The sequence below is a fragment of the Gracilinema caldarium DSM 7334 genome, from assembly GCF_000219725.1.
Lineage (GTDB): Bacteria > Spirochaetota > Spirochaetia > Treponematales > Breznakiellaceae > Gracilinema > Gracilinema caldarium.
The window spans coordinates 2,829,140-2,853,000 of the sequence record NC_015732.1 but is presented as its reverse complement, the minus strand read 5'-3'; the positions used below and the strand labels follow the sequence as shown (position 1 = coordinate 2,853,000).

The 23,861-nt window shown below is 46.6% G+C and carries 19 protein-coding genes and 1 tRNA gene; 7 read left to right on the top strand and 13 right to left on the bottom strand.

Annotated elements, in window-relative coordinates; translation table 11 throughout:
* From SPICA_RS12805 to SPICA_RS12790, 4 genes are all read right to left on the bottom strand, one after another.
* A complete protein-coding gene (locus SPICA_RS12805) occupies positions 1 to 2,289 on the bottom strand; it encodes an ATP-binding protein (protein WP_013969908.1) in 2,289 nt (762 codons plus the stop codon).
* Positions 2,279 to 3,292, bottom strand: a complete 1,014-nt coding sequence (locus SPICA_RS12800; RefSeq protein WP_013969907.1) for an ATP-binding protein — start codon at positions 3,290 to 3,292, stop codon at positions 2,279 to 2,281. Before SPICA_RS12800 ends, SPICA_RS12805 begins: the two co-directional genes overlap by 11 nt.
* Before the next feature lie 182 nt (positions 3,293 to 3,474).
* Entirely contained in the window at positions 3,475 to 4,938 is a 1,464-nt protein-coding gene (locus SPICA_RS12795; protein WP_013967564.1) for an IS5 family transposase, read from the bottom strand.
* 111 nt (positions 4,939 to 5,049) lie between these two features.
* A complete protein-coding gene (locus tag SPICA_RS12790; RefSeq protein WP_156789680.1) occupies positions 5,050 to 6,003 on the bottom strand; it encodes a 7TM diverse intracellular signaling domain-containing protein in 954 nt (317 codons plus the stop codon).
* Positions 6,004 to 6,289: 286 nt separating this feature from the next.
* On the opposite strand from SPICA_RS12790, the gene SPICA_RS12785 reads away from it, so the two are divergent.
* Both SPICA_RS12785 and SPICA_RS12780 read left to right on the top strand, forming a co-directional pair.
* Positions 6,290 to 7,297 (top strand): diguanylate cyclase domain-containing protein, encoded by a 1,008-nt coding sequence (locus SPICA_RS12785; RefSeq protein ID WP_013969905.1) that lies wholly within the window; start codon positions 6,290 to 6,292, stop codon positions 7,295 to 7,297.
* A gap of 4 nt (positions 7,298 to 7,301) precedes the next feature.
* Positions 7,302 to 8,303 (top strand): GGDEF domain-containing protein, encoded by a 1,002-nt coding sequence (locus tag SPICA_RS12780; RefSeq protein ID WP_237255866.1) that lies wholly within the window; start codon positions 7,302 to 7,304, stop codon positions 8,301 to 8,303.
* Here SPICA_RS12780 and SPICA_RS12775 read toward each other — a convergent pair.
* A complete protein-coding gene (locus tag SPICA_RS12775) occupies positions 8,287 to 9,297 on the bottom strand; it encodes an omptin family outer membrane protease (protein WP_013969903.1) in 1,011 nt (336 codons plus the stop codon). The two genes, SPICA_RS12780 and SPICA_RS12775, sit on opposite strands and share 17 nt — an antisense overlap.
* A 210-nt stretch (positions 9,298 to 9,507) precedes the next feature.
* On the opposite strand from SPICA_RS12775, the gene SPICA_RS12770 reads away from it, so the two are divergent.
* Positions 9,508 to 9,581, top strand: a tRNA-Arg gene (locus tag SPICA_RS12770).
* Positions 9,582 to 9,632: 51 nt separating this feature from the next.
* On the opposite strand, the gene SPICA_RS12765 is transcribed toward SPICA_RS12770, so the two are convergent.
* The 6 genes from SPICA_RS12765 to aroA all read right to left on the bottom strand — a co-directional run bounded on the left by SPICA_RS12765 (position 9,633) and on the right by aroA (position 18,293).
* On the bottom strand, positions 9,633 to 9,842 hold the full coding sequence (locus SPICA_RS12765) for a CopZ family metallochaperone (protein WP_013969902.1): 210 nt from the start codon (positions 9,840 to 9,842) through the stop codon (positions 9,633 to 9,635).
* 69 nt (positions 9,843 to 9,911) lie between these two features.
* Positions 9,912 to 12,188 carry a heavy metal translocating P-type ATPase gene (locus SPICA_RS12760; protein WP_013969901.1) on the bottom strand — a complete coding sequence of 759 codons (2,277 nt, stop codon included), beginning with the start codon at positions 12,186 to 12,188 and terminating at the stop codon, positions 9,912 to 9,914.
* Between the two features lie 199 nt (positions 12,189 to 12,387).
* Entirely contained in the window at positions 12,388 to 13,971 is a 1,584-nt protein-coding gene (gene lysS, locus SPICA_RS12755) for a lysine--tRNA ligase (protein ID WP_013969900.1), read from the bottom strand.
* 101 nt (positions 13,972 to 14,072) lie between these two features.
* Entirely contained in the window at positions 14,073 to 15,518 is a 1,446-nt protein-coding gene (locus tag SPICA_RS12750; RefSeq protein WP_013969899.1) for a TrkH family potassium uptake protein, read from the bottom strand.
* Positions 15,515 to 16,921 (bottom strand): Trk system potassium transporter TrkA, encoded by a 1,407-nt coding sequence (gene trkA, locus SPICA_RS12745; RefSeq protein WP_041396254.1) that lies wholly within the window; start codon positions 16,919 to 16,921, stop codon positions 15,515 to 15,517. The genes SPICA_RS12750 and trkA overlap by 4 nt, the downstream gene beginning before the upstream one ends.
* 4 nt (positions 16,922 to 16,925) lie before the next feature.
* Entirely contained in the window at positions 16,926 to 18,293 is a 1,368-nt protein-coding gene (aroA, locus tag SPICA_RS12740) for a 3-phosphoshikimate 1-carboxyvinyltransferase (protein ID WP_041396253.1), read from the bottom strand.
* 115 nt (positions 18,294 to 18,408) lie between these two features.
* Between aroA and SPICA_RS12735 the strand changes: the two genes are divergently transcribed.
* Genes SPICA_RS12735 through murJ form a run of 3 tightly spaced genes read left to right on the top strand, consistent with a single transcriptional unit; the run spans position 18,409 to position 21,447 of the window.
* Positions 18,409 to 19,035, top strand: a complete 627-nt coding sequence (locus SPICA_RS12735; protein ID WP_174265974.1) for a PspA/IM30 family protein — start codon at positions 18,409 to 18,411, stop codon at positions 19,033 to 19,035.
* The gene (locus tag SPICA_RS12730; RefSeq protein ID WP_013969896.1) at positions 19,032 to 19,829 is read left to right on the top strand and encodes a glycerophosphodiester phosphodiesterase; all 798 of its coding nucleotides are present in this window, start codon (positions 19,032 to 19,034) and stop codon (positions 19,827 to 19,829) included. The genes SPICA_RS12735 and SPICA_RS12730 overlap by 4 nt, the downstream gene beginning before the upstream one ends.
* Positions 19,830 to 19,842: 13 nt before the next feature.
* Positions 19,843 to 21,447: a murein biosynthesis integral membrane protein MurJ gene (gene murJ / locus SPICA_RS12725; protein ID WP_041396749.1), complete on the top strand. Its 1,605-nt coding sequence runs from the start codon at positions 19,843 to 19,845 to the stop codon at positions 21,445 to 21,447.
* 55 nt (positions 21,448 to 21,502) lie between these two features.
* On the opposite strand, the gene SPICA_RS12720 is transcribed toward murJ, so the two are convergent.
* Positions 21,503 to 22,501 (bottom strand): alpha/beta hydrolase, encoded by a 999-nt coding sequence (locus SPICA_RS12720; protein WP_013969894.1) that lies wholly within the window; start codon positions 22,499 to 22,501, stop codon positions 21,503 to 21,505.
* A gap of 52 nt (positions 22,502 to 22,553) precedes the next feature.
* Between SPICA_RS12720 and SPICA_RS12715 the strand changes: the two genes are divergently transcribed.
* Complete coding sequence (locus SPICA_RS12715) at positions 22,554 to 23,087, top strand: nitroreductase family protein (RefSeq protein ID WP_013969893.1); 534 nt, start codon at positions 22,554 to 22,556, stop codon at positions 23,085 to 23,087.
* A gap of 7 nt (positions 23,088 to 23,094) precedes the next feature.
* Here the strand turns inward: SPICA_RS12715 and SPICA_RS12710 are convergent, their stop codons facing one another.
* The gene (locus SPICA_RS12710; RefSeq protein ID WP_013969892.1) at positions 23,095 to 23,802 is read right to left on the bottom strand and encodes a YkgJ family cysteine cluster protein; all 708 of its coding nucleotides are present in this window, start codon (positions 23,800 to 23,802) and stop codon (positions 23,095 to 23,097) included.
* Positions 23,803 to 23,861 lie beyond the last annotated feature (59 nt).

The window sequence follows — 23,861 nt, the reverse complement described above, 5'->3', positions numbered from 1 at the left end:
TTACGTCTTGACTGTAAAGCGTTTTTCCAGAGTTACCTGATTACCCTTATCGTTATAGACTACCCTATCAAAAGCCGCCAGGGTCATAAAGAGGCCCCGGCCATGTTCCAAAATTTCTGGACTGGGATTAGCTACTCTTTTTAAAAAGGTACGATGATCAAACCCTTTGCCTTCATCTGTTACCCTAAAGAGAGCCCTCTGCGGTGTTATAGAATATTCTACTTGGACCCGCCGGTCTTTGTATTGAGGAACGTCTTTCCGTTCTTGTAAAAACTCAAAATACCTTCGCTCTCGTTGTGCCTTTGACTTTTCATCAAAAGTAATTTCAAGATTTCCGTGTTCAATAGCATTAATAATGATTTCTCGAACACATACCATTGCAAAATTAGCATCTTCCTGGGGCATGTATTTCCCGAGATTGATACAGATATGGCGGCTAATTTCATCTGCTGCGGTGAGGGTGTTTTCTATTTCAAAACGTTCCCGCCCTTCAATAAAAGCATGTACTAATTCATTCTGAATATCTGGTATCACTCGAACTAATATTTCAAGTTCATCAGAAGTTTTTATGCTTTCCATGCGCAGTGAACAGGATTTAAATTCTCCGAGGGGAGAACGCATCTGTGCTTGAACTTCAACAATCTGTTTTGAAGTAAGCAGTCGTTCACGAATACTTTCAAACCGTTCTGCTAAAGAAATATGTTCCCGCTGATCTTCATAAAGCAGGTCTGTAAGTTTGGGGGTTTTCTCGCTGGTATAGGAAAGATCTACTCCTTCAAGATTGAAATAATCAATACCCGCTCCATTGCATTCCTTAAATCGGAAATCCTTATCCAACAATGCAATAGGATCTTTTGTTCCATTAAAAAGGCTACGATATTTTCGTTCATTTCGTTCGGCAGTAGCTTTTGCTACACTGAGATCATTGATACGTTCTTCCAAATTTACATTGGCATAATTAAGCTGTTTAAATAAGAACCCATATCGATTGGCCAGAATTAACGCACTGCCGATGGTAAAGATGAATAGTCCATAGCGGGAAAGCACCGCATCGGTAAGGAAAAAGATGGAATCTAAAATATCAAAGAGTGCAGTTGCAAACAGAATGGAAGCTCCAATAGCCACATTTCCAAGGGGCGTTTTAATGAGATCATGCCATATTTGACCTCCAAAACCTGAATGATTGTTGACCTGAGCGGTTCGTTTCCATCGTCGAAAGGCGGTGGAGAAGAAGTCCCACAAAACTGCGTATCCAAAAATATAGAACACTATAAAGAGGGCACTGTATTGCCAAATTTTTAAAAGATCGTGGGCAAACGCAAGGGATGAAAAAATAGTTCCCAAAGATAATATCCCGCAATACATTGCCATTATTCTGGTTCCCCATCGAGTCTTATTGATACTCAAGGTTTCAATGAATGCACTGACCGATGGCATGACCATGTAGAGTGTAATGAACTCAAGTTTCATTAATAATACTGAATCAGGGATAAACTGATAAACCGTATGAATTCTTGCAAAGAAATAGAGTCCTAGATCTATAGAGAAGAACCCATAAAATAGGTTATATCGATCCTGTAGTCTGAATAAATAGAGAACTATATGGTAAAGACCAATAAATATATAGATTGCACAAAGGGCAAATTTCCAGACATCGTTGTTAGATGCCTCAATTGATGTGTAGTCGGTAATGACATAGGGTTGAGAAAAGAAAAAGCCAACCGGTGTATTAGTGGGCTCTCCAATAATTCTGAAGGCTATAATGTTTTGCCCATCTACAAAGAGATCAGGATTGATGGGTAGGTATACATCACGATAACTTCTATGGGATGTTATAGAGCCGGTAGAATTCAAGTGCAGCTCAGATTTAATAAGGGTGCCATTCAGGTAAATTTCCCAATTATCACCAATGGAAGCAAGATGTAACCCAGGGACTATCCCGGTAAGTGTTTTTGTATTGACCATAAAAGGAATAACAAAGGTTGTTTCAATAGGTTTATAGGTTGTAATACTCAAGAATTTTTTTTTCGGTATTCCATCAATTTCCAGATAACGAACAATTCGAGGTCCCTCTGGTGTAGGCGGAAAAACCTGCCAGGCAGTATCGTTGGTATCCGGAACTGATGAAATAAGCCGTTGATTAAAACCTAAATGTACATATATTGGAAGGGTGTTTAAATCAATAAAAAAAGCTGATGTATTAGGGATACTTGGCAATGCGTATAAATAAATTGAAGAGAATAAAAGTGCTTGGAAAAGAAAAATTCTGGGTACTAATTTAAGTTTCATGTTCTGCTTCCTTGTTATATACATTTTTACCCAGGGTTACCTGGTTTCCTATTTCATTATAAGTCACATAATCAAAGGCTCCAAGTGTAATAAATATTCCCTGGTGGTTTTTTAAATATATATTATCGTGCAGTTGGACCTTTTTTAAAATACTGATGTGATCAAAGCCATTCCCCTGATCGGTTATTCGAATAAGTACCTTGCGAGGAGTGAATATATATTTAACAAAAACCTTCTTTTGTGGATCATTTTTATTTCCATGTACTATTGCATTAAGCAACATTTCATGGATACCTGTTCGAATAAGCTCTGAACCCTGTTCTGTTATAAAGTAGTAAAGGGCCGCTGTTAATCGTTGGCTAAGTAAATCCGCTTGTTCTGGTGAACTATCTATAGTATAACTTCCGCGGCTCCATTTTAAACTCATAAAGTCCAATTTTGTCTTTATTGGTACTACTCTAATTGAAAAAAGCGGTGATTCGTTGTAGTTGAGTTTGTCTACATGTAATGTGTATGATTGTAGTAAGTGTTTTGAAGCATTATATGGTGCTATGATACGAACTGTTTGTTTAAAACTGCATGATACATGGTGTTTATATATTGCTATGGTGGTTTTTAGTTTTAACTTGGAATCATTATCCATAGGTAAAATATCAAAGAGGGTGTTTTTATCACTTAGCTGTTTACTATTAAAAGTAAAATAATAGGCTGTACCAAGATTGTAATCTATGATATGTAGCTGGTCGTCAGTGATAAAAATGGGATCGATACTACTATAAAATATATTGTAAAAAACCTGTTCATTACGTTCTGCCATTAACTTACTATGATTAATGAGGCTAATTTGTGTTTCGAGAAGATGATTAGTAGTTTGTAAACGGGTTAAGAGATTTCGATAATGATGAGCAATAGCAATGATACTTCCAAAAATAAAAATTAAAAAAGAATAACGACTAAGTACATGATTCTTATGGGTAATAATCGTTTCAAAAGCATCAAACATAGCAGTGCATGCGAGAAAACTAAACCCAATGAGAATATTGCCAATAGGTGTTAATAAAAGAACATTTTTAACTTTTTTAATAATTGTACGAGTATCTATTTTATCTTTTTTTGTATTTAGGGCCTACTGAAAATGTCTAAAAATGATATTTCAAAACTTTTTTACGTTAAAATGGGTTTAATTTAGTATACTAAAACTTTCAAATATGATTTATGAGGTTTAAAACCAAGTAAAAATAAAAAGCGCATAAAAAGATCCCTCAGGATCTTTTCACAGTTGGTCAGCAATACACATACCATGATTGCTGTTTCACTAGTTTCGCGTAATTTTTCATAGATTGTACCAAGACCAAACTTTCGTTTCATATATCCAAAGCCACCTTCAATCGCTTGTCGAATGGCTTCGTCAAGTCTTTGAATCTTTCGTAGCTGTCGTACTATCTTTTTATTCTCTAATGTTTCTTTAATCGGTCTGCCTAAGGGTGGTCCAGACAATCGTATTCCTCGAGCTTCACAATAGGCTCGGTTTGCTCGTGTCCGATATATTTTATCGGCATGCACCGATTCCGGATATCGACCACATCGCCTCTTATATTTTTCTATTTGTGTTGGCAAATCTTCTTGTTCGTTATAGGGTTCCCATTGTAATCGATCTATAAAAATCATCCCGTGTTCGGTCATCGATGCTGATAGTTTTGCTCCGAATTCAAAGGCCGCTTTTGCTTTACCTCGGGCTATTGGTCGTACATGGGGTTGACTGATACTGACGATTTTTCCCGATATCGAATGGGTCTTTCCCTTATACATCTGTACCTGTTGCCGGTAAACCTCATGTATCACGATAAGATCACGTCGCTGTTTTGCACTCAACGTTGTACTGGGAACCTTGTTTTGTAATTCATTGATAGTCCGTAAATTACGTCGTATGTATTGGAGTTGGGTCCGAATCGCTCTGCGTATTTCTTTTTTTGTTCTTCGTCGCCCTCGTATAAAATTGAGATATTTGATACGGGCCTGTTTTCTATAGGTTCGTGGTTTTATGGTGAGCTCACTCGCTTCATATAACGTATCAATTATCTTTTCTGTTTTCCTTCGCGCTTCATCCAATAAAGTGACATCATGGGGATGCCGGATATCCTGGGGGACGCACGTGGCATCTATAATGAGTTGCCCTCGATTTCCATGATCATGGTCATCCTTTTGGTTTTCTTTGTTCTGTTTTTTTTCAGATTCTGCTTCTACCTGTTCTTGATACCGTTTCGCTATCAACTCATTTATCTGTGCTATTGCATCAGGTCCAAGCCGTTTTCGAAAATGAACCATCATGCTTGGATCAAAGGGTTTTTCATCTTTGTAAGATTCATATCCTAAAAAATATTGCAGGTAATGGTTCTCTCGTATTGTTTCTACCGTTTCTTCATCTGTTAATTGTAATTTCTCTTTTATCAATAATGATCCCAAGGCGAGCCGTACGGTCTTGGCTGTTCTTCCAATTCGTTTTGAAAAACATTTTTTATATTCAGCTTCTATCTCTTCCCATGGAATAATTGCGGCTAATCGTACCCATCGATTATCTTCTCGTAAATGTCCTCCGAAGGGTACATAAAAGTCTTCAAACTCAGGTACCTGTTCCTTTTCCTTATACATCGTTACCCCATAGTAAAGTGCACGCTTTTTAAGGCCTTACCCCTTTCTTCCGTGCACTTCTTATTGAGATTATCTCTGTATTTGCTTCTTTTGTAAAGAGTTGTTTGTTTTTCAGGAAGCCCTATTTAGTTCTTTTTGAAGGGTAATAAAAAAATGCCAGAGCAATATATATCCTAATATATACAAGGATGTAAAAATGCTGATTATTCCCCATAAATTTACGAGATCATGTCCAAAGGCTGGTGGGAAAATAAGTCCTAATAAAGTAAACAAACCGTAGAGGATATATAATCCAATGTTAATTCTTTGGCGAACCTTTTCAGGAGGAAGAAAGCCAGAAAGAAAAAATATCGTTGTAGGCAAGATAAGAAATAAACTACTGATTTCAATTTTAAATAATAACTCTGAATTTGAAATCCATTGATATAAAATAGATGATCGACAAAGAAAATAGATACCCAGAATAAGTGAAAAAAGTCCAAAGGTACGCATAAAAGTAAATGTTTTAGAAAGATTAATTAAGAAAATATATAAGCCCATGAAGATATAAATAATGCTTAAGGTTGTTTCAAAGGTTGTTTTTGTTGTTAATCTTAAGAGGTCTAGATTAGCAATCCTATAAGGGCTGGATGAATTTAAGCCAACCATTGGATTGGCAGGATCGCCAATAATGTGAAACAGCAAATAATTTGACCCTGTTCTCAATAGTGAAGGTGGAAAAGAAATCAGTAAATCTCGGTAGTTACAATGAGTTGTAATAAAACCTGATGTATCTAAATGTATTTCCCGCCGAAGAAGTGTTCCATTTAGATAAATCTCCCAGTTATCACCTATGGATGCAAGATGAAGTCCTAACATGGAGGGAATTGATGTAGAAAAATCTGCTAATTGATTGCTGGATACGATAAATGGAATAATGTACGTAAATTCCTCAGGTTTTTGAGTAATAATACTTAAAAAATGATGTTTGCTATATTCCGGTATATCAATAATTCGAACAGATCGATTGCCATCTAACGAAGGTGAAATACATAACCAGTCATGAGCTATTGGTGAATCATACATGGTTATATACTCACTTTTAAAATCGTTGTGTATAAAAACAGGAAAAAGGTTAAGATCGATAATTTCTGCGGTTTTATTAGTATGAGATTGTGATGATAATGTAGGAAGACATATGAAACATAAGTAAATAATAAAAAAAAGGTGTCCCTTCATATAACATTATTCCAAAAAGTCAAAAATCTAGAATTAAATACTAATATAGGTCTATCTTGTTTGCAAGGTTTATATCGAGGAAATCTTGACCAGTCTTATGTAAAGAACCATACTAAAAAGGGGGAAGATTGTTTTGGGTGATTGTAATAATCAAGATATTTTAAAAAAATCATCACTTTTCTCAGGATTATTAACCGATGATGAGGACTATATAGTATCCAGAGTAAGTCGTTTTCAGTTGCGAAAGGGAGCTCGTCTTTTTACAATAGGTGATCCAGCAGATCGTTTTTATTATATTGTATCTGGATCGATTAGAGTTTTTCGTATAAAAACTGATGGACAAGTTGAAGAGCTTGCCATTTTTACTGGCCAGGATCTCCTGGGCGAGTTCGATTTTGCCCGGCAAACGATCTATGATGCCGTTGCAGTCGCCTTGGAAGATACAGAATTAATTTGTTTTCCTGCCTTAGGACTTAATTTTGAAGATATTAAGCGTGAAAAACCTGATACGGTTTCCCGTATTTTGCTTCGTTCTCTTTCTATGATTTCTAGCCGCCTCAGATCTACCCAAAAACTCATTTCAGAAAACACTTCTTGGGTTCAAGAATTAAGGCGTCGGGCCTATGAGGACCCCGGTACGGGGCTCTGGAATCGTGCTTTTCTCGATGAAGAAATCCGGCGAGAATTACAGGCCCCAACTGCACTAATTCTCATGAAACCGGATCGATTTAAAATCTTAGTTGATGGTCTTGGTCATAGTGCAGGGGATGAAGCAATGGTGAGTATCGCAGGAATTTTAAAGTCCCTGGTCCGGCAATTTGGACGTGGTTGGGCTTTACGTTTTAAAAGTAATGAAGTAGGACTCTGCCTGCCCCGTTGTAGTCTTGAGTCTGCTCAAACTGTGGCTCAAAACCTATATAAAGCTGTCACCGCTTTAACACCGATTTCACCAACAGAGAAATTTCCCGGTTTTACCTTCTCAGCCACGGTTGTATTTGGGGTGTGGCCTGACATGCTCGAGGATTGGGATACCCTGGTGCAACAGCAATATGTCTATATGGTTGAACAATGGCAGGCTGGAGGAAACAGAGTTATATCATTTCCCGGACATCTTACGGCAAAGGTTTTGCATAATGAGTAAATCGATGAGTAAATCTCCACTTGATAACGAGGCCTTAATCAATTCGCCTCTTTTTGCAGCTATGAGTGAACTTGAATTTAATGCGGTAACAGCCTTTTTGGAGCGTCATCATTATCATAAGGGTGAAATAATATTTTCTGAAGGAGATCCGGGACAAGAGATGTTTATTATTCTGACCGGTCATGTGGTCGCCACGGTGAATCTGGGTAATGGGAAACAGCGAAAAATCTATGATTTTGAACCAGGCCGTTTTTTCGGTGAAATGGCAATTATTGAAGATGCCCCCCGGTCTGCGACCTGTACCGCCACAGAAGAAACCGATGTTTTCGTACTCCAGGGGCTCGATTTCTACCGGCTCATTTTTGAACATCCCATGATTGCCCTTAAGCTGTTAGGTGCTATCAGTCAGGTAATGACCAGCTGGCTTGATGAATCTTCTCGCTTCTTGAATGATCTTCTTCGTTGGGGTGAAACAGCCCGTCTCAGGGCAATTACAGACAGCCTAACAGGCCTTTATAATCGACGTTTTCTCGAGGAATCCCTGAACAGCAGGCTCGAAGGCCCCAATAAAGTGAAGCGGAATATTTCTGTAATGATGATGGATCTGGACAGGATTCATGAGATTAATAATGCCTATGGTGAAGCTGCTGGTGATAAGGTGATTAAGGCAGTAGCGGGTGTTTTCCGACAGGTACTGCGGGATGCGGACATTGCTGCCCGGCTGGCAGGGGATGAATTTGCCTTTGTGCTTCCTGATACATCATTGGAAGAAGCCATGAGTATCAGCGAACGATTGAGACTTGCGGTTTCTGCGCTCCCTATACCCCTTTCATGGACAGATTCTCAAGGGCGTTTACAAGAAATTGAGCTTTCTATTAAGACCTGTCTTGGGGTAGCCGTGTCACCTCAGCACGGTACTACCGGGCCGGAACTTCTTGCCGCCGCCGATGCGGCCCTCCGTAAAGCAAAAGACCAGGGCCGCAACCGGGTTATCGCTGCGGAGTAAACCGTACAAACACCGCACAGCTACCCACCGAATAGTCTGTACCGGCCAGGTCTGTATAAGGACCGCCGGTCGTTCCGCTTCCTATTTCCATAATGCTTGTGTTGCCCCGAAGTCTGGTGATATACCTCCAGGCACCTTCTATACCAACTGAGATGTTGGAGACCAGCCGGTAACTAACCGTAAGTTTGGGTTCTATTCCAAAGCCACCATTAACATGTTCGGTGAATTGAAGTGGCAACTCGCGTAGGTAATGATCATCTTGATCATTACAACTGTTCAGCACATACACCGAAGCAGCAGCTGTCAGGGTGAGTCGATTGTCTACCAGCCATAACACCTCAAGGGTAGGGGCTATGGAGACCCAGTTCTGCCAGTAAGCGATGCCCGTACCATACACTGGATCTTTTGGGAAGGAACTGGACCATGGAACATAACTTGAGTTGTTTTGTCCGATGTTGGAACCGTACTGAATATACCCATCCCGGGCGGTCCAGTGCAGGTTCATAAACGAAGCTGTAAGACCGGTCCTGATAATAAAACGGTCAGAGACCATGAAACCGTACCCTATCGTCGCATCGACCCATTGGGAATGTTCGCTGATGGCATCGTGGGCGGAGAAATGAGTTAAAAAATAAGAATTGGTAGCAGTATTGTATCCGAGCCAGTCCTTGTCGGTGATGGTGCCGCTCTGCATCGTAAAGCCGAACCGGACGTCCAGTCTGCTGTAAAAACCAGCCATAGGGCTTTTCCCATATGAAAAAGTAAGGCTTGTCCCATAATAAAGGAGACCTTCCAGGGGCCAGACCAGTTCGCTCAGTAAGTCCGGTAAACCCGAGTCCTGGTAGACCAGTTCCCTGGCATGGCCATAGGTAAGCCCCAAACTGTTTTCTATACTCCAATAAAGACTGGCTTCTTCTGCGGTGCCCAAGGCTGGACACAAGAGATGCAAAAGCAGCACTGGAAAAATTGTTAAGGTTCGCCAGATTCTTTTCATGAAAAACATTCCCTTAAGTACAATCTTGTCAGCACTTTACTGTATTATTCCGCCGGTGCCAAGCAGGATGCATTATTTCAGGAAGCAGGGCTTCCCCCTGCAGGTTGCAGGAGCAAAACCTTCAGCATTGTCCTTGTTAAACCCCTGCTATTGAAAAAAGGGGGCCTTTATTGTATAGTCTACATCGGGCAGCCTTACGGCTTCCCCAATGATCCATTAGCTCAGGTGGATAGAGCGAGCGCCTCCTAAGCGCTAGGTCGGACGTTCGAATCGTCTATGGATCAAAAAAAAGCCGCTTGCCCTGTAAGGGCTGAGCGGTTTTTAGTGAGTGGCTGTCACTCGTGGATGGCCACCACCTCGTAGCCCGCATCGGCTACGGCATCCTTCAGGGCCTGATCATCCAGATTGGAGCCTTCCACCACTGCCTTGTTACCAGCCAGGTCAACCTGAACCGTTGTTACCCCTGCAACCGCTTTCAGCGCATTGGTTACATGCATGACACAGTGCTTACAGGTCATTCCTTCTATTTCTAAGGTCTTTGTCATAAATCCTCCTTCCATCAATATGGTAGACAAAACACTTATAATACGCTTTTGAAGCCCTCATTGCCCTTGTTATTTATATGAAGCCCTGTCAGCCCCTGTGGTGATGGGCGGCTTAAAGGTTCTAAGCCGCAGGGCGTTGGTCACCACCGAAACGGAACTGAAGGACATGGCCGCTGCGGCAATCATGGGATTTAAGAGGGGGCCACCGAACAGGTGGAGCAGTCCCGCCGCGATCGGTATCCCTGACACATTGTATCCGAATGCCCAGAAAAGATTCTGTTTAATCGTTCGAATGGTTCTCCGGGATAGCTCTATGGCGGTCACCACATCCAGGGGATTACTTCGCATCAGCACCATATCGGCGCTTTCTATGGCTACATCCGTACCAGACCCCATGGCGATACCGATATCCGCCTGTACCAGGGCTGGTGCATCATTGATGCCATCCCCCACCATGGCAAGCCGGTGCCCTGCCTTTTGCAGTTCCTGAACCGCCTGGGCCTTATGTTGGGGATGTACCTCCGCCAATACCTGGTCAATCCCGGTCTGGCGGGCAATAGCTTCTGCGGTTTTTCGGTGATCCCCGGTAATCATAATGACCTTGAGCCCCATCCGGTGCAGAGCCGCAACCGCTGTCCGGCTTTCTGCTTTGGGTGTATCGGCGACTGCCAAAAGTCCCTGCACGGTCCCCTTCAGGGCAAGGAACATGACGGTTTTACCCTCCGCAGCCAGGGCTTCGATGGGGCTGTTTCTGGTTTTTTCACCCCTGAGAAACTCATCCATATTGATGGAATGCTCTTCCATGAAGGCCTGGTTCCCCAGCAAGACCACGCTGCCGCCCACATTTCCCCGGATTCCACGGCCGGGAATCGCTGTTACTTCTGTTACTTCCGGCAATGCCAGATTCCGTTCCCGGGCGGCAGCTACAATAGCTTCTCCCAGGGGATGTTCTGAAAGCTGTTCAATCCCTGCTGCCAGGGCTAGCAATTCGTCTTCGGATAGGTTGCTCTCTGGTGCAGGCTGCAGATCCGTAAGCCGTGGTTTCCCTTCAGTAATGGTTCCGGTTTTATCAAAGACCACCGTATCTATTTTGTGGGCAATCTCCAGGGCTTCCCCTGATTTAATAAGAATGCTCTGCTGGGCTCCCATTCCGGTACCAACCATAATCGCGGTAGGTGTAGCCAGGCCCAGCGCACAGGGACAGGCAATAACGAGGACCGAGATAAGGATCGACATAGCAAATACCAGGCCTTCTCCGGCAATAAACCAGAGGAGGGCCGAAACGAGGGCGATCCCGATGACAATGGGGACAAAATAGGCTGAGACCTGGTCCGCAAGACGGGCAATGGGGGCCTTATCCGCCTGGGCCTGTTCCATCAATCTGATGATCTGAGCCAGTACCGTATCCTGTCCAACCCGGGTAGCTCGGATGGTAATTGCCCCGTTTTTATTGAGGCTGGCCCCGGTTACTTCATCCCCGGCCTGTTTTTCCACAGGAAGACTTTCACCGGTCAAAAAGGACTCATCAATCGCAGTAGAACCTGAAAGGATGATGCCATCGACAGGGATTTTTTCTCCCGGCCGTACCAGGATGGTATCTCCTGGAATGAGGCTTGCGATTGGGACTTCCTGTTCGACGCCCTCACGAATGACCCGGGCGGTTTTGGGCTGAAGGCCGATGAGCTTTTTGATAGCCTCCGAGGTTTTTCCCTTGGCAAGGGCTTCCAGGGTTTTGCCAACCAACACCAGGGTTATGATAACCGCAGCACTTTCAAAATAGAGATGTTCAACCGCCATGTGATCTCCCATGAAAATCTGGAAGAGAGAAAAGAGACTGTAGAGGATGGCAGCGGTGGTTCCCAATGCAATGAGGGAATCCATATTGGGACTGCCGCGGAACAGGGCTGGATACCCCACGTGGTAAAAACGGAACCCGGCAAATACTACCGGAATGAGCAGTACGAGCTGGACCAGAGCAAAACGCAGGGGATACTGCATGGGGGCAAGCCACGAAGGAATAGGCCAGGAGAGCATCATGCCCATGGCAAGATAGAAAATAGGAATGGTGAAAGCTATAGGAATGAAAAGCCGCTGTTTCTGTACTTCTACTGTGGGTTCTTCTTCCTGGGCTTTTATTTCAACCGCTTCATAACCGGCTTTCTTAATTGCAGCCTTTATATCCGCAAGGCTTACCTGGGTATCATCAAACTGAAGGGTCAGCTTTTCAGTGGCAAAGTTGACATTGGCATCCGAAATACCGGCGAGTTTTTTTACCGCCCGCTCGGAAGCCCTCGCGCAGGCTGTACAAGTCATACCCCGAATCTGCATGGTGGTGGTTTTAATCATGAACTGCCTCTTTGTTCTATAAAAAAGTTAACATAATTAGTCATAATTGACAATAGTTAGATGTTTATAATTCTGTGATAATGTACTGAGGCTCTCATGAGTGCGCTTCGTTCGTGAGCATGGATAAAAAAAGGCAGTCCCTTATCGGAACTGCCCTCAAATTGTTAACGATGGGATCTCATGGTGGTTGGTGCTACTATTAATAAGCCTTCAGTATCTCAAGCAGCCGGTTTTTATCGATGTTTCGTAGGAAGTTGGCGAGCCGTGGTCCCTGATCCTTTCCGATCAGAGCCTGGTAGGCGGCCCGGAACAGGACCTTGCCATCCATCTGGTGTTCATTGGCTACCGCATAGATCGCTTCGCCGCAGGTCTTGTCGTCAGCGAAGGTTTCGATTCTGGCTACCACCTGGTCCCGCAGGTCCCGGACTGCGGCAGTTTCTGCATCGGTCAGTTCTGCCCGTTCCCCGGCAGGCCGGAGGTGGAACCGGAAGTCCTCGGGAGCACATTCCCGAATCCAGTACCAGGCGCATTCACAGCGTTTGCGGAAAGCCGGTATCTGTTCTTCCTTGATATCAGGAAGTCCCGCAATCACCTTGTCGATATTGCCGTCGGCAATCTGAATCAGGTTGCAGAGATGCCGGAAGGGCACCTGATAGGGCATCATGTTGGGCATGCCGTTTACCTGGGATAGTTCATAGATGCGCCGTTCCTTCAGGTAGGTTTCCTCATCCTTGGCTTTTTCTACTCCCCAGGCAATCCGTTCGGTCTTGTCATAATCTTCGTAAATCTTAATAACATCCAGGTCAAAGGAAATAACAAATTCCGTATTGGGCCGGGTCCCTGCAAAAAGGTAGCGGGTTACTTCGGGGGTGTACACCCGGAGTATATCGTAGAGGTCTACCACCTTGCCCTTGGAACTGGACATTTTACCCGGTGTTCCCTTAATACCGATAAAGTCATAGCGGAAGGTGATGGGGGCTTCCCAGCCATAGACGTCCTTGCAGACATGTTTTGCCGTGTCAAAGGAGCCGCCCTGACTGTGGTGGTCCTTACCGGCCGGTTCAAAATCAACCTTTTCAAATTCCCACCGCATGGGCCAGTCGACCCGCCAGCCAAGCTTAACACCCTTGGCTGTTCGGAGGTCCACTGTTTCCTTGTGGTTGCAGGTGGTGCAATGGTAGGTAACTCCCCACTGGCCGTCCCAGCCATCAATTTCGGTGGTATCCCGGTTACAGGAATCACAGAATACACTGATGGGCCACCATTCGCCCTGAATCTTGTGTTCCTCATCCCGGTACTTATCCAGGATATTTTTAAGAAGATCCCGGTGTTCCAGAGCTTTACGGATCCCTTCCGCATACATGGATGATCGGTATCGTTTTGCCTGATATAAAAATTCAGGGAAAATACCTACCTCAGGCAGGATTGATTCTACATCTACCTCATGGTGCCGGGCATAGCTTTCATCCCGCTCCCAGGGGTCGGGTACCATGGTAATGGGAAAGCGCAGGTATTGGGCAAGCATATCCTGCTTTGGCATGTTCAGAGGAACCTTGCGGAATACATCGTAATCGTCCCAGGAGTAGATAAAGCGGACCTTCTTGCCCCGATCCCGTAAAGCCCGAACGACCAGATCTACCGAGATAATTTCCCGAAAATTACCAATATGTACCGTACCTGAGGGGGTAATCCCGGAAGCACAGGTGTACAAATCCTTATCACCTTTCTCGCGGATAATTTTTTCCGCGGTTTGGTCAGCCCAATGTATATTCTTTGTGTCCATAACAGACCGAGTATATCGAAAAGTGCTTTTTGTAGCAATGTAGTAATGCTGAAAGTCCCGGAGCAAGTCGGTGTACTTTAGAAGATAATTCTGAACCTCTGTTAACGGCGCCAGAACTCAGGGGTAAACAGGATGATCACGGTCCAGAGTTCGAGACGGCCTGCAATCATGGCAAAGGACCAGACTAATTTGACATAATTGGGAAAATTCGAATAGTTCTGACTTGGGCCAATGAGTCCAAAACCGGGCCCAATATTCCCGATGGTAACCAGGGCTGAAGAAAAAGCTGAAATGAGATCCGCCCCGGCACTGGAAACAACCAGGGTAACCAGAAGAACCAGGGTTAAGTACAGAAATACAAAGCCTGCAACACCATAGACGACATCTTTCCGGCCAACCCTGCCATTGAGCTGGATGCTGAAGACCCCCCGGGGATGCAGCAGTCGTCTGATTTCGTTTCCCGCCTGCTTAAAGAGGACCACATGGCGTACCACCTTAATCCCCCCACCGGTAGATCCGGAACAGCCCCCAATAAACATGAGAAGAAACAATACTGCCTTGGCAAAGGATGGCCAGAGGTCAAAATCAGCGGTAGCAAAACCAGTGGTGGTGATTATCGAGGCAACCTGAAAGGATGAAAACCTGAGGGCTCCAGCCAGGGTGCCATACTGGGGCAGTACAACAAGAGCAACCAGAACTGAAGTAATAATGACAATGGACAGGTACACTTTAAGTTCGGTATTTTTAAGGAGATCCTGGAATTTACCTTGTAAAATCCGGTAGTACAGGCTGAAGTTCATTCCTGCAAGAATCATGAATATGGTACAGACCCAATCGATCCATGCAGAGTTGTAATAAGCAATGCTTATGTTTTTCGTCCCAAAACCCCCGGTAGCCATGGTTGCAAATGCATGGGTAACCGCATCGAACCAGTTCATGCCGCCCATCATGAGGAGCAGTACTTCCAAAGCGGTAAGTCCTATGTAAATGAACCAGAGGATCTTTGCCGTGGCGGTGATTTTGGGGGTAATTTTGTCCTTTTCAGGGCCTGGTGTTTCAGCCTTAAGGAGCTGAAAGCCCCCTACGCCTAGGAGGGGTACCAATGCAACGGTGAGCACCACAATACCCATGCCGCCAAGCCAATGGGTCATGGCCCGCCACAAGAGGATTGACCGGGGGAGTTTTTCTAGATCTTTAAATATGGTCGCTCCGGTGGTAGTAAAACCGGAAACACTTTCAAAAAGGGCATCTACAGGGTTGCTAGTTACACCGGTTATGACAAAAGGAATGCTTCCCAGTATACTGGTTAAAAACCAGGCCAGGGAGACTAGCAGGAACCCGTCTCCCGCATTAAAGGCAATATTGCTGGATTTTCCCAAACCTAAAGCCAGGAGTGCTCCGCTGGTACAAACCACCAGGGGATACAGAAAAGCCCTGATGCTTTGTGTTTCCCGGTCAACAAGGGCAATGAGTAAAGAGGGAATCATGGACAGGGCGATGATTCCAAGCAATAGCGCTAAGACCCGAATTAAAATGCGTCGTCTCATTCCTGCCTGCCAAAGAGTCGTTCTAATTCGTTACCCACACCCTTTTGTGCAATAATCACCAGCCGGTCATGAGGTTCAAACTGGTGTTCCCCATGGGGAATAAAGGATTCGCCGTGCCGGGTTATGAGCATCACTAAACCTCCCGACGAAAGGTGAAAATCCTTGAGTTTTTGACCGCAAACCGGAGCTTCCGGTGCGACAAGAATCTCTAAAATCTCGATAGTGCCCTCCCCAAGCCGGTGGAGGCCTGTTACACCGCTTCCCATCAGGCGGGCTAGAATGGTATCGACGACTACAGATTTAATAGGTACAACCACATCGATGCCGAGCCTCCGGGCAATGGTCCCATAACTTGGAGAGTTGACCAAGGCTATTGCCCGTTTTAACCCATGGGATTTCATATAAAGGGCGGTAATAATATTAAGCTCCTGGTTATCCGTAGCGGTGATAATCAGATCCAGGTCCGCAATTCCTTCTTCCGATATAAAACCTTCGTCGGAAATATCTTCATTAAGTACCAGAATATCGGGGAATTTTACGGAAAGGTCCTTACAAAGCTCATAATCTTTTTCGATAAGTACTATTTTTTTAAACCGCCGGGGGGAAAATTTGGTCAAAAAAGAAAAGAGTGATTTGGATTGCGGCTGAGCCCGTTCAAGGAGGGCTTCGGTAATAAGGGTTCCAATGCGGCCACCGCCTACGATCCCAATTTTTTCCACCTTTTCAAGTTTTTTACCGGAAATTTCAAAAACCTTCTGAATATCTGCCTGGCGGCCTATGATATATACCCGGTCGCCCTCGTGTAATGTGGTCGTTCCACTGGGCAGGATATGCTCATTACCCCGCTCAATGAGGGCTACCAGTATTTCTGAGCCGATGAGGCTATGAAAGATTTTTATGGATTCACCGCAGAGCGGGCTGGTTTTTGCAATTTCTATAGTCCCCATTTCAAAAGCACTGTCACCAAAAGCCAGAATGTCACCTAAAGCACCATGTTCAACGGCCTGTACGACGGTCCGTGCTGCCTCCCGGTCGGGGTGTACAAAGTAATCGATCCCGAGGGCCTTTTCGCCGCCCCTGGTCAGGTTGTCATAATCCGGATTACGGACCCGGGCTATTTTTAATACCTGGGGGTAACGTCCTTCGGCCAGACCGCAAATGATGATATTGAGCTCATCCGATTCGGTGACACAGATGAGGGCATCGGCCTTAGCGATACCCGCTTCTTCCAGGGTCTGTATGTTGTTAGCTTCGCTATTGATGACCAAACAGTCCAGCCGGTTTGATGCATGACGGGCCCGCTCTTCATCAATTTCGATGAGGGATACATCATGTTTTTCATTGATGAGGTGCCTTGCCAACTGGGTGCCGACCATGCCGGCTCCAACGATGATGACGCGCATAGGTCTATTCTATCATATCTGCACCCAGTAGTTCCAGAAAACCAGGATAGGTGACAGCGGCCGCTTCGGCGCTATCCACCGTGGTTGCCCCCTGGCATGCGAGCCCTGCTACCGCCAGGGCCATGACGACCCGGTGGTCATCGTGTCCCTGAACTTCTGTACCTCGAAGAGGCTGCCCCCCTTCGATGACAAGTCCATCGACCTGTTCTGTAATGTGAGCGCCGAGTTTACCTAATTCTTGAGCCATGACTGCAATGCGGTCTGTTTCTTTAATACGGGCATTGGGAACATTGATGAGTTTTGTGGTCCCTTTGGCAAAACATGCGGTTGCGGCCATGACGGGGAGCGCGTCCGGTGTGGCATTCAGGTCCAGTGTTTGGCCCCGCAGTTCTTTGGGTGCGGCGATCGTGAGGCTCCATCCATCAACCTGCTGATTCCATGAAACCTGACAGCCCATGAGAGCAAGGTATTCAAAGAGGGCCTTGTCGCCTTGGGTGTCCGTCGGGTCAAGTCCGAGAAGGGTAACTGTTCCGCCGGAGATGGCTGCCGCGCAGGCGGGAAAGGCGGCGGAAGAAAAATCCCCCGGTACGATTCCGCCCATAGGTTTGTAGGAAGCACCGCCCCAGATCCTGAAAAAGGACCTGTCCGGGGCGGCTTCATAATGGACACCCTGAGCGTCCAGGTATGCCAGGGTCATTTCCACATAGGGCTGCTCGTTCAGGAGGGGCACCTCCAGTTCTGTAATCGTTCCCGGTGCAGCCAGGGGAGCCGCAATAAGCAGTGCCGAGAGATACTGGCTTGTGGGGCATGCTATGGAAACCCGGCCGCCCTTCCAGGGGCCCTGAATTATGATGGGTGCACAGCCGTTATTCCGGGATGATTCAGCTCGGACCCCCAGTCCCTCCAGGGCTACTAGCAGATTTTGAGCACTTCGCCGGCGTATCTGGTGATCTCCGGTAAAAATGGAAATTCCCCCATGGAGCCCCGCGACAGCCAGGGCCAGGTACAGGGTTGTTCCCGAATTACCCACGTTCAGCACATCCTCTGGGGTCTTCAGATTCGGCTGCCCCGATGGGTCTTTCCCTACACCGGTTACAATCCAGCGGGCGAGCCGGCTCCCGTCCGGGGCCGGAGCATTGGGGTTTCCGGACCGGCGGGCTTCTTCGGCCGATTCCCGTACTTCTTCGATATGGGCACCAAAGGCCCGGCAGATTGCAACACAGGATCGGGCATCCAGCGAATCCAGAGGATATTCCAGGACGCTTACCCCTTGGGCCAAGGTCGCAAATAAGAGCCGCCGTATGGTATGGGATTTGGAAGCAGGAATTCGATAAGTTCCAGTAAATTGATGGGGATGTATTACCGCGCGCATGCTGCCACTGTACTGAAGGAGTGGGGTATGAACAAGGGGCAATCGACATTTCCCTTCGAAAGGGCTATGATGACATAAATGTCAGCCCTCTGGCTGACCTGTGAGGAGCCTTCCTATGGAACGATTTGAACAGCCTCCGGAGGATCTTTTTGGTATGGATCCTCAGGAGGCCAAGGCCTATATTGCGGCCCATCTGGCTTCCTTAAAACTCACTGAAAAAAAACGGGCTGAGCTGGAAGCGGATCTGGCAAAGTGGACGGGCCGCATTGAACTGGCTCGAAACAAGGGAGCCGAAGACCTGGCCTTGGAGGCTGAAAAAGTTGCGGAGCGTCTCCGTGCTGATCTTGCGAAACTACAGGCTGAAGCAGCAGAACTTCGTTCCCAGATTGATATAATGCAGCGTCAATTACCGGCGCTTAAAGCTCGGGAGCGGACAGTAGATCCGGACCTGCTGGAGCAGGAACTGCTTATGGCTGCAGGACGTATGCCCGGTGATGAAGCCGCTGCAGAAACTGAACGGAACCTGGCTAAGCTCGAAAAAGAAGCCCAGGCCAATGCGGCCCTCGAGGCACTGAAGGCGAGGCTGGTCGGTAAGGCTGACACTGCCGGCGTGGCGGACAGCTCCAGCCATTTCGACGGCGGTGGCCAGGCAGACAGCGGGGCCGACACAGCGAACGCCGGCCACCGCGACAGCTCCGGCGGTGATACAGGCAACTTTGCTGACCAAGAGGTAACCCCATGAGTAGAGTACCCCTTTTACCAGAACATCCGCGGCCCCTCCTCTTTGCCCACCGGGGCTGTTCTTCCTTGGCGCCGGAAAACACCATGGAAGCTTTTCAGATGGCACAACAGTTGGGTTCGCCGGGGTTAGAACTCGACGTTCATCAATGCAAAAGCGGCCACCTGGTGGTGCTTCATGATGATACACTTCTCAGGACCACCGGTCTTGACCGGCCTGTGGAGGATTGCACCTGGGACGAACTAAAGGATTTGGATTGCGGTTCCTGGAAAGATTCACGATTTTCCCATTGCAGGCTTCCGCTCCTCCATGAGGTGCTCGATGCATTCTTGCCCGATATGTATATCGATATAGAACTTAAAACCAGAAAAACTGCCGGTGATCCCCTGCCTGGAGCTCTGGCAGAAATGCTCGAATCCTTTGGCAAACGAGCAGAAGGGCATATTACCGTGTCATCCTTTAATCCGATTGCGCTACGGAACTTTAAAAAACGTGCGCTCCAGTTTCCTACAGCGGTCATCTGGTGTGATGATCCGGAACTCCCTGTTTACCTGCATCATGGTGAAGGCCGCTGGATTTCGGGTTGTGACTACTTAAAACCAATACATAATAAAGTATCGAAGGCTTTCTCCTTTACCCTTGGAGCCCTTGGGGCGCGTCCCATTGTTCCCTGGACTGTAGATAATCTTGATGTAGCTCAGGATCTGCTTAGAAAAGGCGCCGCAGGGATCATCACTAACCGTCCCCAGGATTTACACCCGCTCATTACACCAGAAGAGGAGCCAGCCCATGGCTGATGATAATGCACCAATGCCCAGCCCGACTCCAGAGCGGGCTGGGCAGAATGGAAATAGCAGGGGGGCAAGCCTTGTAAAGCAGGGGTCTATTCTCTCGCTGTTAACCCTCGGGTCCCGAATCGCAGGCTTGGTACGGGAAATGGTTAAGGCGGCCCTTCTGGGCACCAGCCCCCTTTCGGATGCCTTCAGTGTTGCCTTTATGATACCGAATCTGTTTCGCCGTCTTTTTGCTGAAGGGTCTATTGCGGTAGCTTTTATTCCTACTTTTAAGGGATATCTGATCGAGGATAACAAGGAAAAAACAAAGGACTTTTTATCATCATTTATTACTCTCCTCACGTTTCTGGTAACGCTGGTGGTACTTCTCGGTATAGCTCTCACTCCCCTTCTGGTACCTATTTTCAGCCTTAAGGAACTGAATGAAACAATTCTCCTTACCCAGATCATGTTTCCCTTTTTGGCCCTTATTTCATTTGCCGCTTTCCTTCAGGGAATTCTCAATTCCCATTCCATATTTGCGCCATCTGGATTTGCACCAATAGTTCTGAATGTGGTCATCATCCTCTGTTCCTATGGGCTTTCACCCCTACTTGGAAATCCCGCCCGGGCCATGGCAGTGGGAGTTCTTATCGGGGGAACCTTACAGTGCCTTATCCAGTGGCCGGCGGTGTACCGGCTTGGGTATAGGATTAGCTTCTCTAGTATGAAAAAAGCCTTTACCAACCCGGGTACCAGGACGGTTCTGCGTCTTGTAGGCCCGACTATAGTCGGTATGGCGGCCTATCAGCTCAATGACCTGGTATCCACTGCCCTGGCAGGGCGGGCTGGACCGGGGGTTGTGTCGAGCCTACAATATTCTCTCAGGCTTCAAGAACTGTTCCTTGGCATATTTGCGGTTTCTATCGGAACGGTACTGTTGCCGGATCTGGCGGGTTATGCAAAAAAAGGTCAGTGGGCTGAGTATAACCAGCGGCTCATAACAGCCATGGATATCATCGCCCTTATTACCATACCGGTGACGATATTTTCGCTCCAGCAGGGAGAAGTCATAATTCGCCTGTTATTTCAAGCTAATAGCTTTAATGAGGAGTCGGTGGCGCTTACAAAAAACGCCTTTACCTATCATATAGTAGGACTTTTTTTTATTGCGATTAACCGTATACTGGCCCCAGCCTTCTATGCTCAGAGTGATTCCAAGTCGCCGACTCTGGCGGGAATTCTTTCTTTTTTTGTGAATATGATCTTGGCTGCCCTTCTGGTGGGGCCTATGAAGGGGGGAGGGGTCGCTCTAGCGCTTACCCTGGCAAGTATGGTGAATACGGTCTTTCTGCTGCTCTTCCTGCGGAGAAATCCCCAGGTCGCAGTAGGACGGGCCGTTGCATCAGCCCTGGGATATACAACAAAACTGGCTGTTTTTTCAGGCCTTGCGGTGCTGCCCCTTGTCTGGTTGAGCCCGCGCTTGCTGAGCATCTTTCAAGGACGTGGAAGACTTATTGGCTATGGAATGCCACTTCTTATCAACACTCTCGTTTTTGGGGTGATTGGTGCAGCCCTTCTTGTTCTTAGTAAGGATAAGCAGGCTCTCTATATTGCTAAAAGTCTCAAACGCCGCTTTTAATCGATTATTGAAATAGAACGTCAATTAAGAGGCCGCTTAAGTGAGCGGCCTTTCGTTACTTCACATGCTTGTCTAAAAAAGCAAAGACCCGTTCGAACCAGAGGTCCCGGTTTACCATCACGCTTTTGGCATGACTTGCTTCGGGTACGAGTAGCAGCTCTGTAGGGCCTGTTTTAAGAGAACCCCGTCGGTCTGCCATGACCTGGGACATCCAGGTGGGTACATAGGTATCCGCCTCTCCATGGATAAACAGGATAGGAACCGGGCTTTGCAGCACCGCTTCTTTGGGCGAGGGATCTGCCAGGTGGTAACCCCGGAACAGGTACAGTAGCATATCAACTATCTTATGGGCTGGTTTTGCAATAAAGCGAGGAATTCCCGTATCGGCCAGCCGTGCATCAAGCTCATCCGCCGCAGAAGAGTAGGGGCAATCGGCAATGATGGCCTGTACTTTCCAGGTTTCTGCTGATGTGCCTGCGGGAGCTCCTATCGGTGCATACTGCAGAACCGTGGCTGCTCCCATAGACTCTCCTATTAGAATGAGCGGCAGATTTACTCCAAAACGGTCTCGAGCCCAATTGACCACCGCACCAATATCATGTTTTTCATGGTAGCCATAGGCAGGGACCGATTTGTTCCCCCCAGGGCTATCTCCATGGCCTGCCAGATCAATGGCTACCACATGCCAGCCCCGATCGATAAAGGGCTGCATGTATTTGAGCATCCCATAGCGTGTCCAGGTGATACCATGGACAAAAACTGCTATCCCCTTTGCATCAAGTCCTACTGGGGCTGCTGGTGCGGAAAGTACTATGGCGCCAATAGGGGCATCCCTGTAGGCTGAATGAATACGGACCAGTTCCCAGGGGAGATTCAGAAAGTCCTCTGTGTATTCGTTATGTTCGAGTCCCCAGGTGCGGCAGTATTCCAGATCCTGGAATTGTGCTCTGAACATGAGCCTGTAAGAACGAAGACCTATACCGATAACTACAAGAAGCCATAGACCAAAAAGTGAAAGAAAAATCCAAGGTAGTACTATAAACAACCGAGTCAAGAAAGACCCCCTTAATCTTGCAATAGTGTGATGCGGCTTCTAGAATATAACTATGAACCTCTTTGATGCAATTGCCCATCGGCGAAGTGTTAGATCCTTTCTTGATAAGACCGTAGAGCGGGAAAAAATAGTATCTATTTTTTCAGCGGTTCGCCTTGCCCCTTCAGCACGGAATGCTCAGGAATGGCGTTTTATTTTGGTTACTGATCCAGAATTACGGGAAAAAGTTGCCACTGCAGGAGGGCAACCTTTTTTAAAACAATGTCCGGTGATTGTGGTAGCCTGTGCTGAAACAGATAAACGAATAATGCGCTGTGGTGAACCGGCTTACCCTATCGACGTGGCTATTGCGATTGACCACCTTACTCTGGCAGCAACAGCTATGGGTCTTGGTACCTGCTGGATTGGCTCTTTCGACCCGGAACCAGTCAAGGAAGTGCTCCAGATACCAAATGAGGTCCCTGTAGTGGAATTGGTTGCCTTAGGTTATCCCGCCGATACAGAACGGCCCGTGGCGGATAAGCACCGGCTGCCTCTGACTGAAATTCTTTGGGAAAACCAGTGGCGTAAACCCTTTTCGGTATAAAGGTCCATCAGCTCGCCCGAGGCAGAGGTGCTCCATCGTTATCATTATCGCCGTCGTTATTCCCATCGGGGTCATTTTGTCTAGCCTGGGCAGAGAAAGCCGCCAGGTCAAGGATATACTGAATTTTTGCCAAAGCCACAGGAAGTATCTCCCGGAGCGGTGCACGATCACCGGACCGTTCAGGAAGTAACATGGCGGCCTCTCCTGCGAGGTCCCCCATGACAGGAGGAAGGGTTCCGAACAGTTCCTGCAGTTCTTGCGCCGAATAGGTTTTCCCCGTATGGCTGCTCACCGAATCACTTTTCATGAATTTGCAGGGTCGATACCGTACCGAACCATCCTTACCACGGTCTCCCGAATAGGCAAAAAGCCTGCAAATGAGAGGACGGCCTTCATAGACGGTGCAATGATATGGATTATTCTGATCTGAGAGGATACATCCTTTTTGGTCAGAATCAAAAGGTATCGAATGTATCCTATCCCGTTGATGAATGAGTAGCCAGGACGCGAGAAAATAGGCTTCCACATCGAGAATATCGGGCTCAAAGTGGTCACAACAGGATCCACAACCCTCGGGGCATCGGAATGGTGTGGCAGAAATCCACCCTGCCTGGCTCTTTTCTATTCTGTCATAAATCTCGTAGAGCTTACGCAAAGGTTCAGCTAGCGCAGTCTCCGCGAGGGCTGGGGTATGGTAATGAGAAATAGCTTTCATTAGTTTGTTCCGGGAATGGCTTACTGTATCGAGTAAAAAAATTAGCGTCAAGGGCTCCC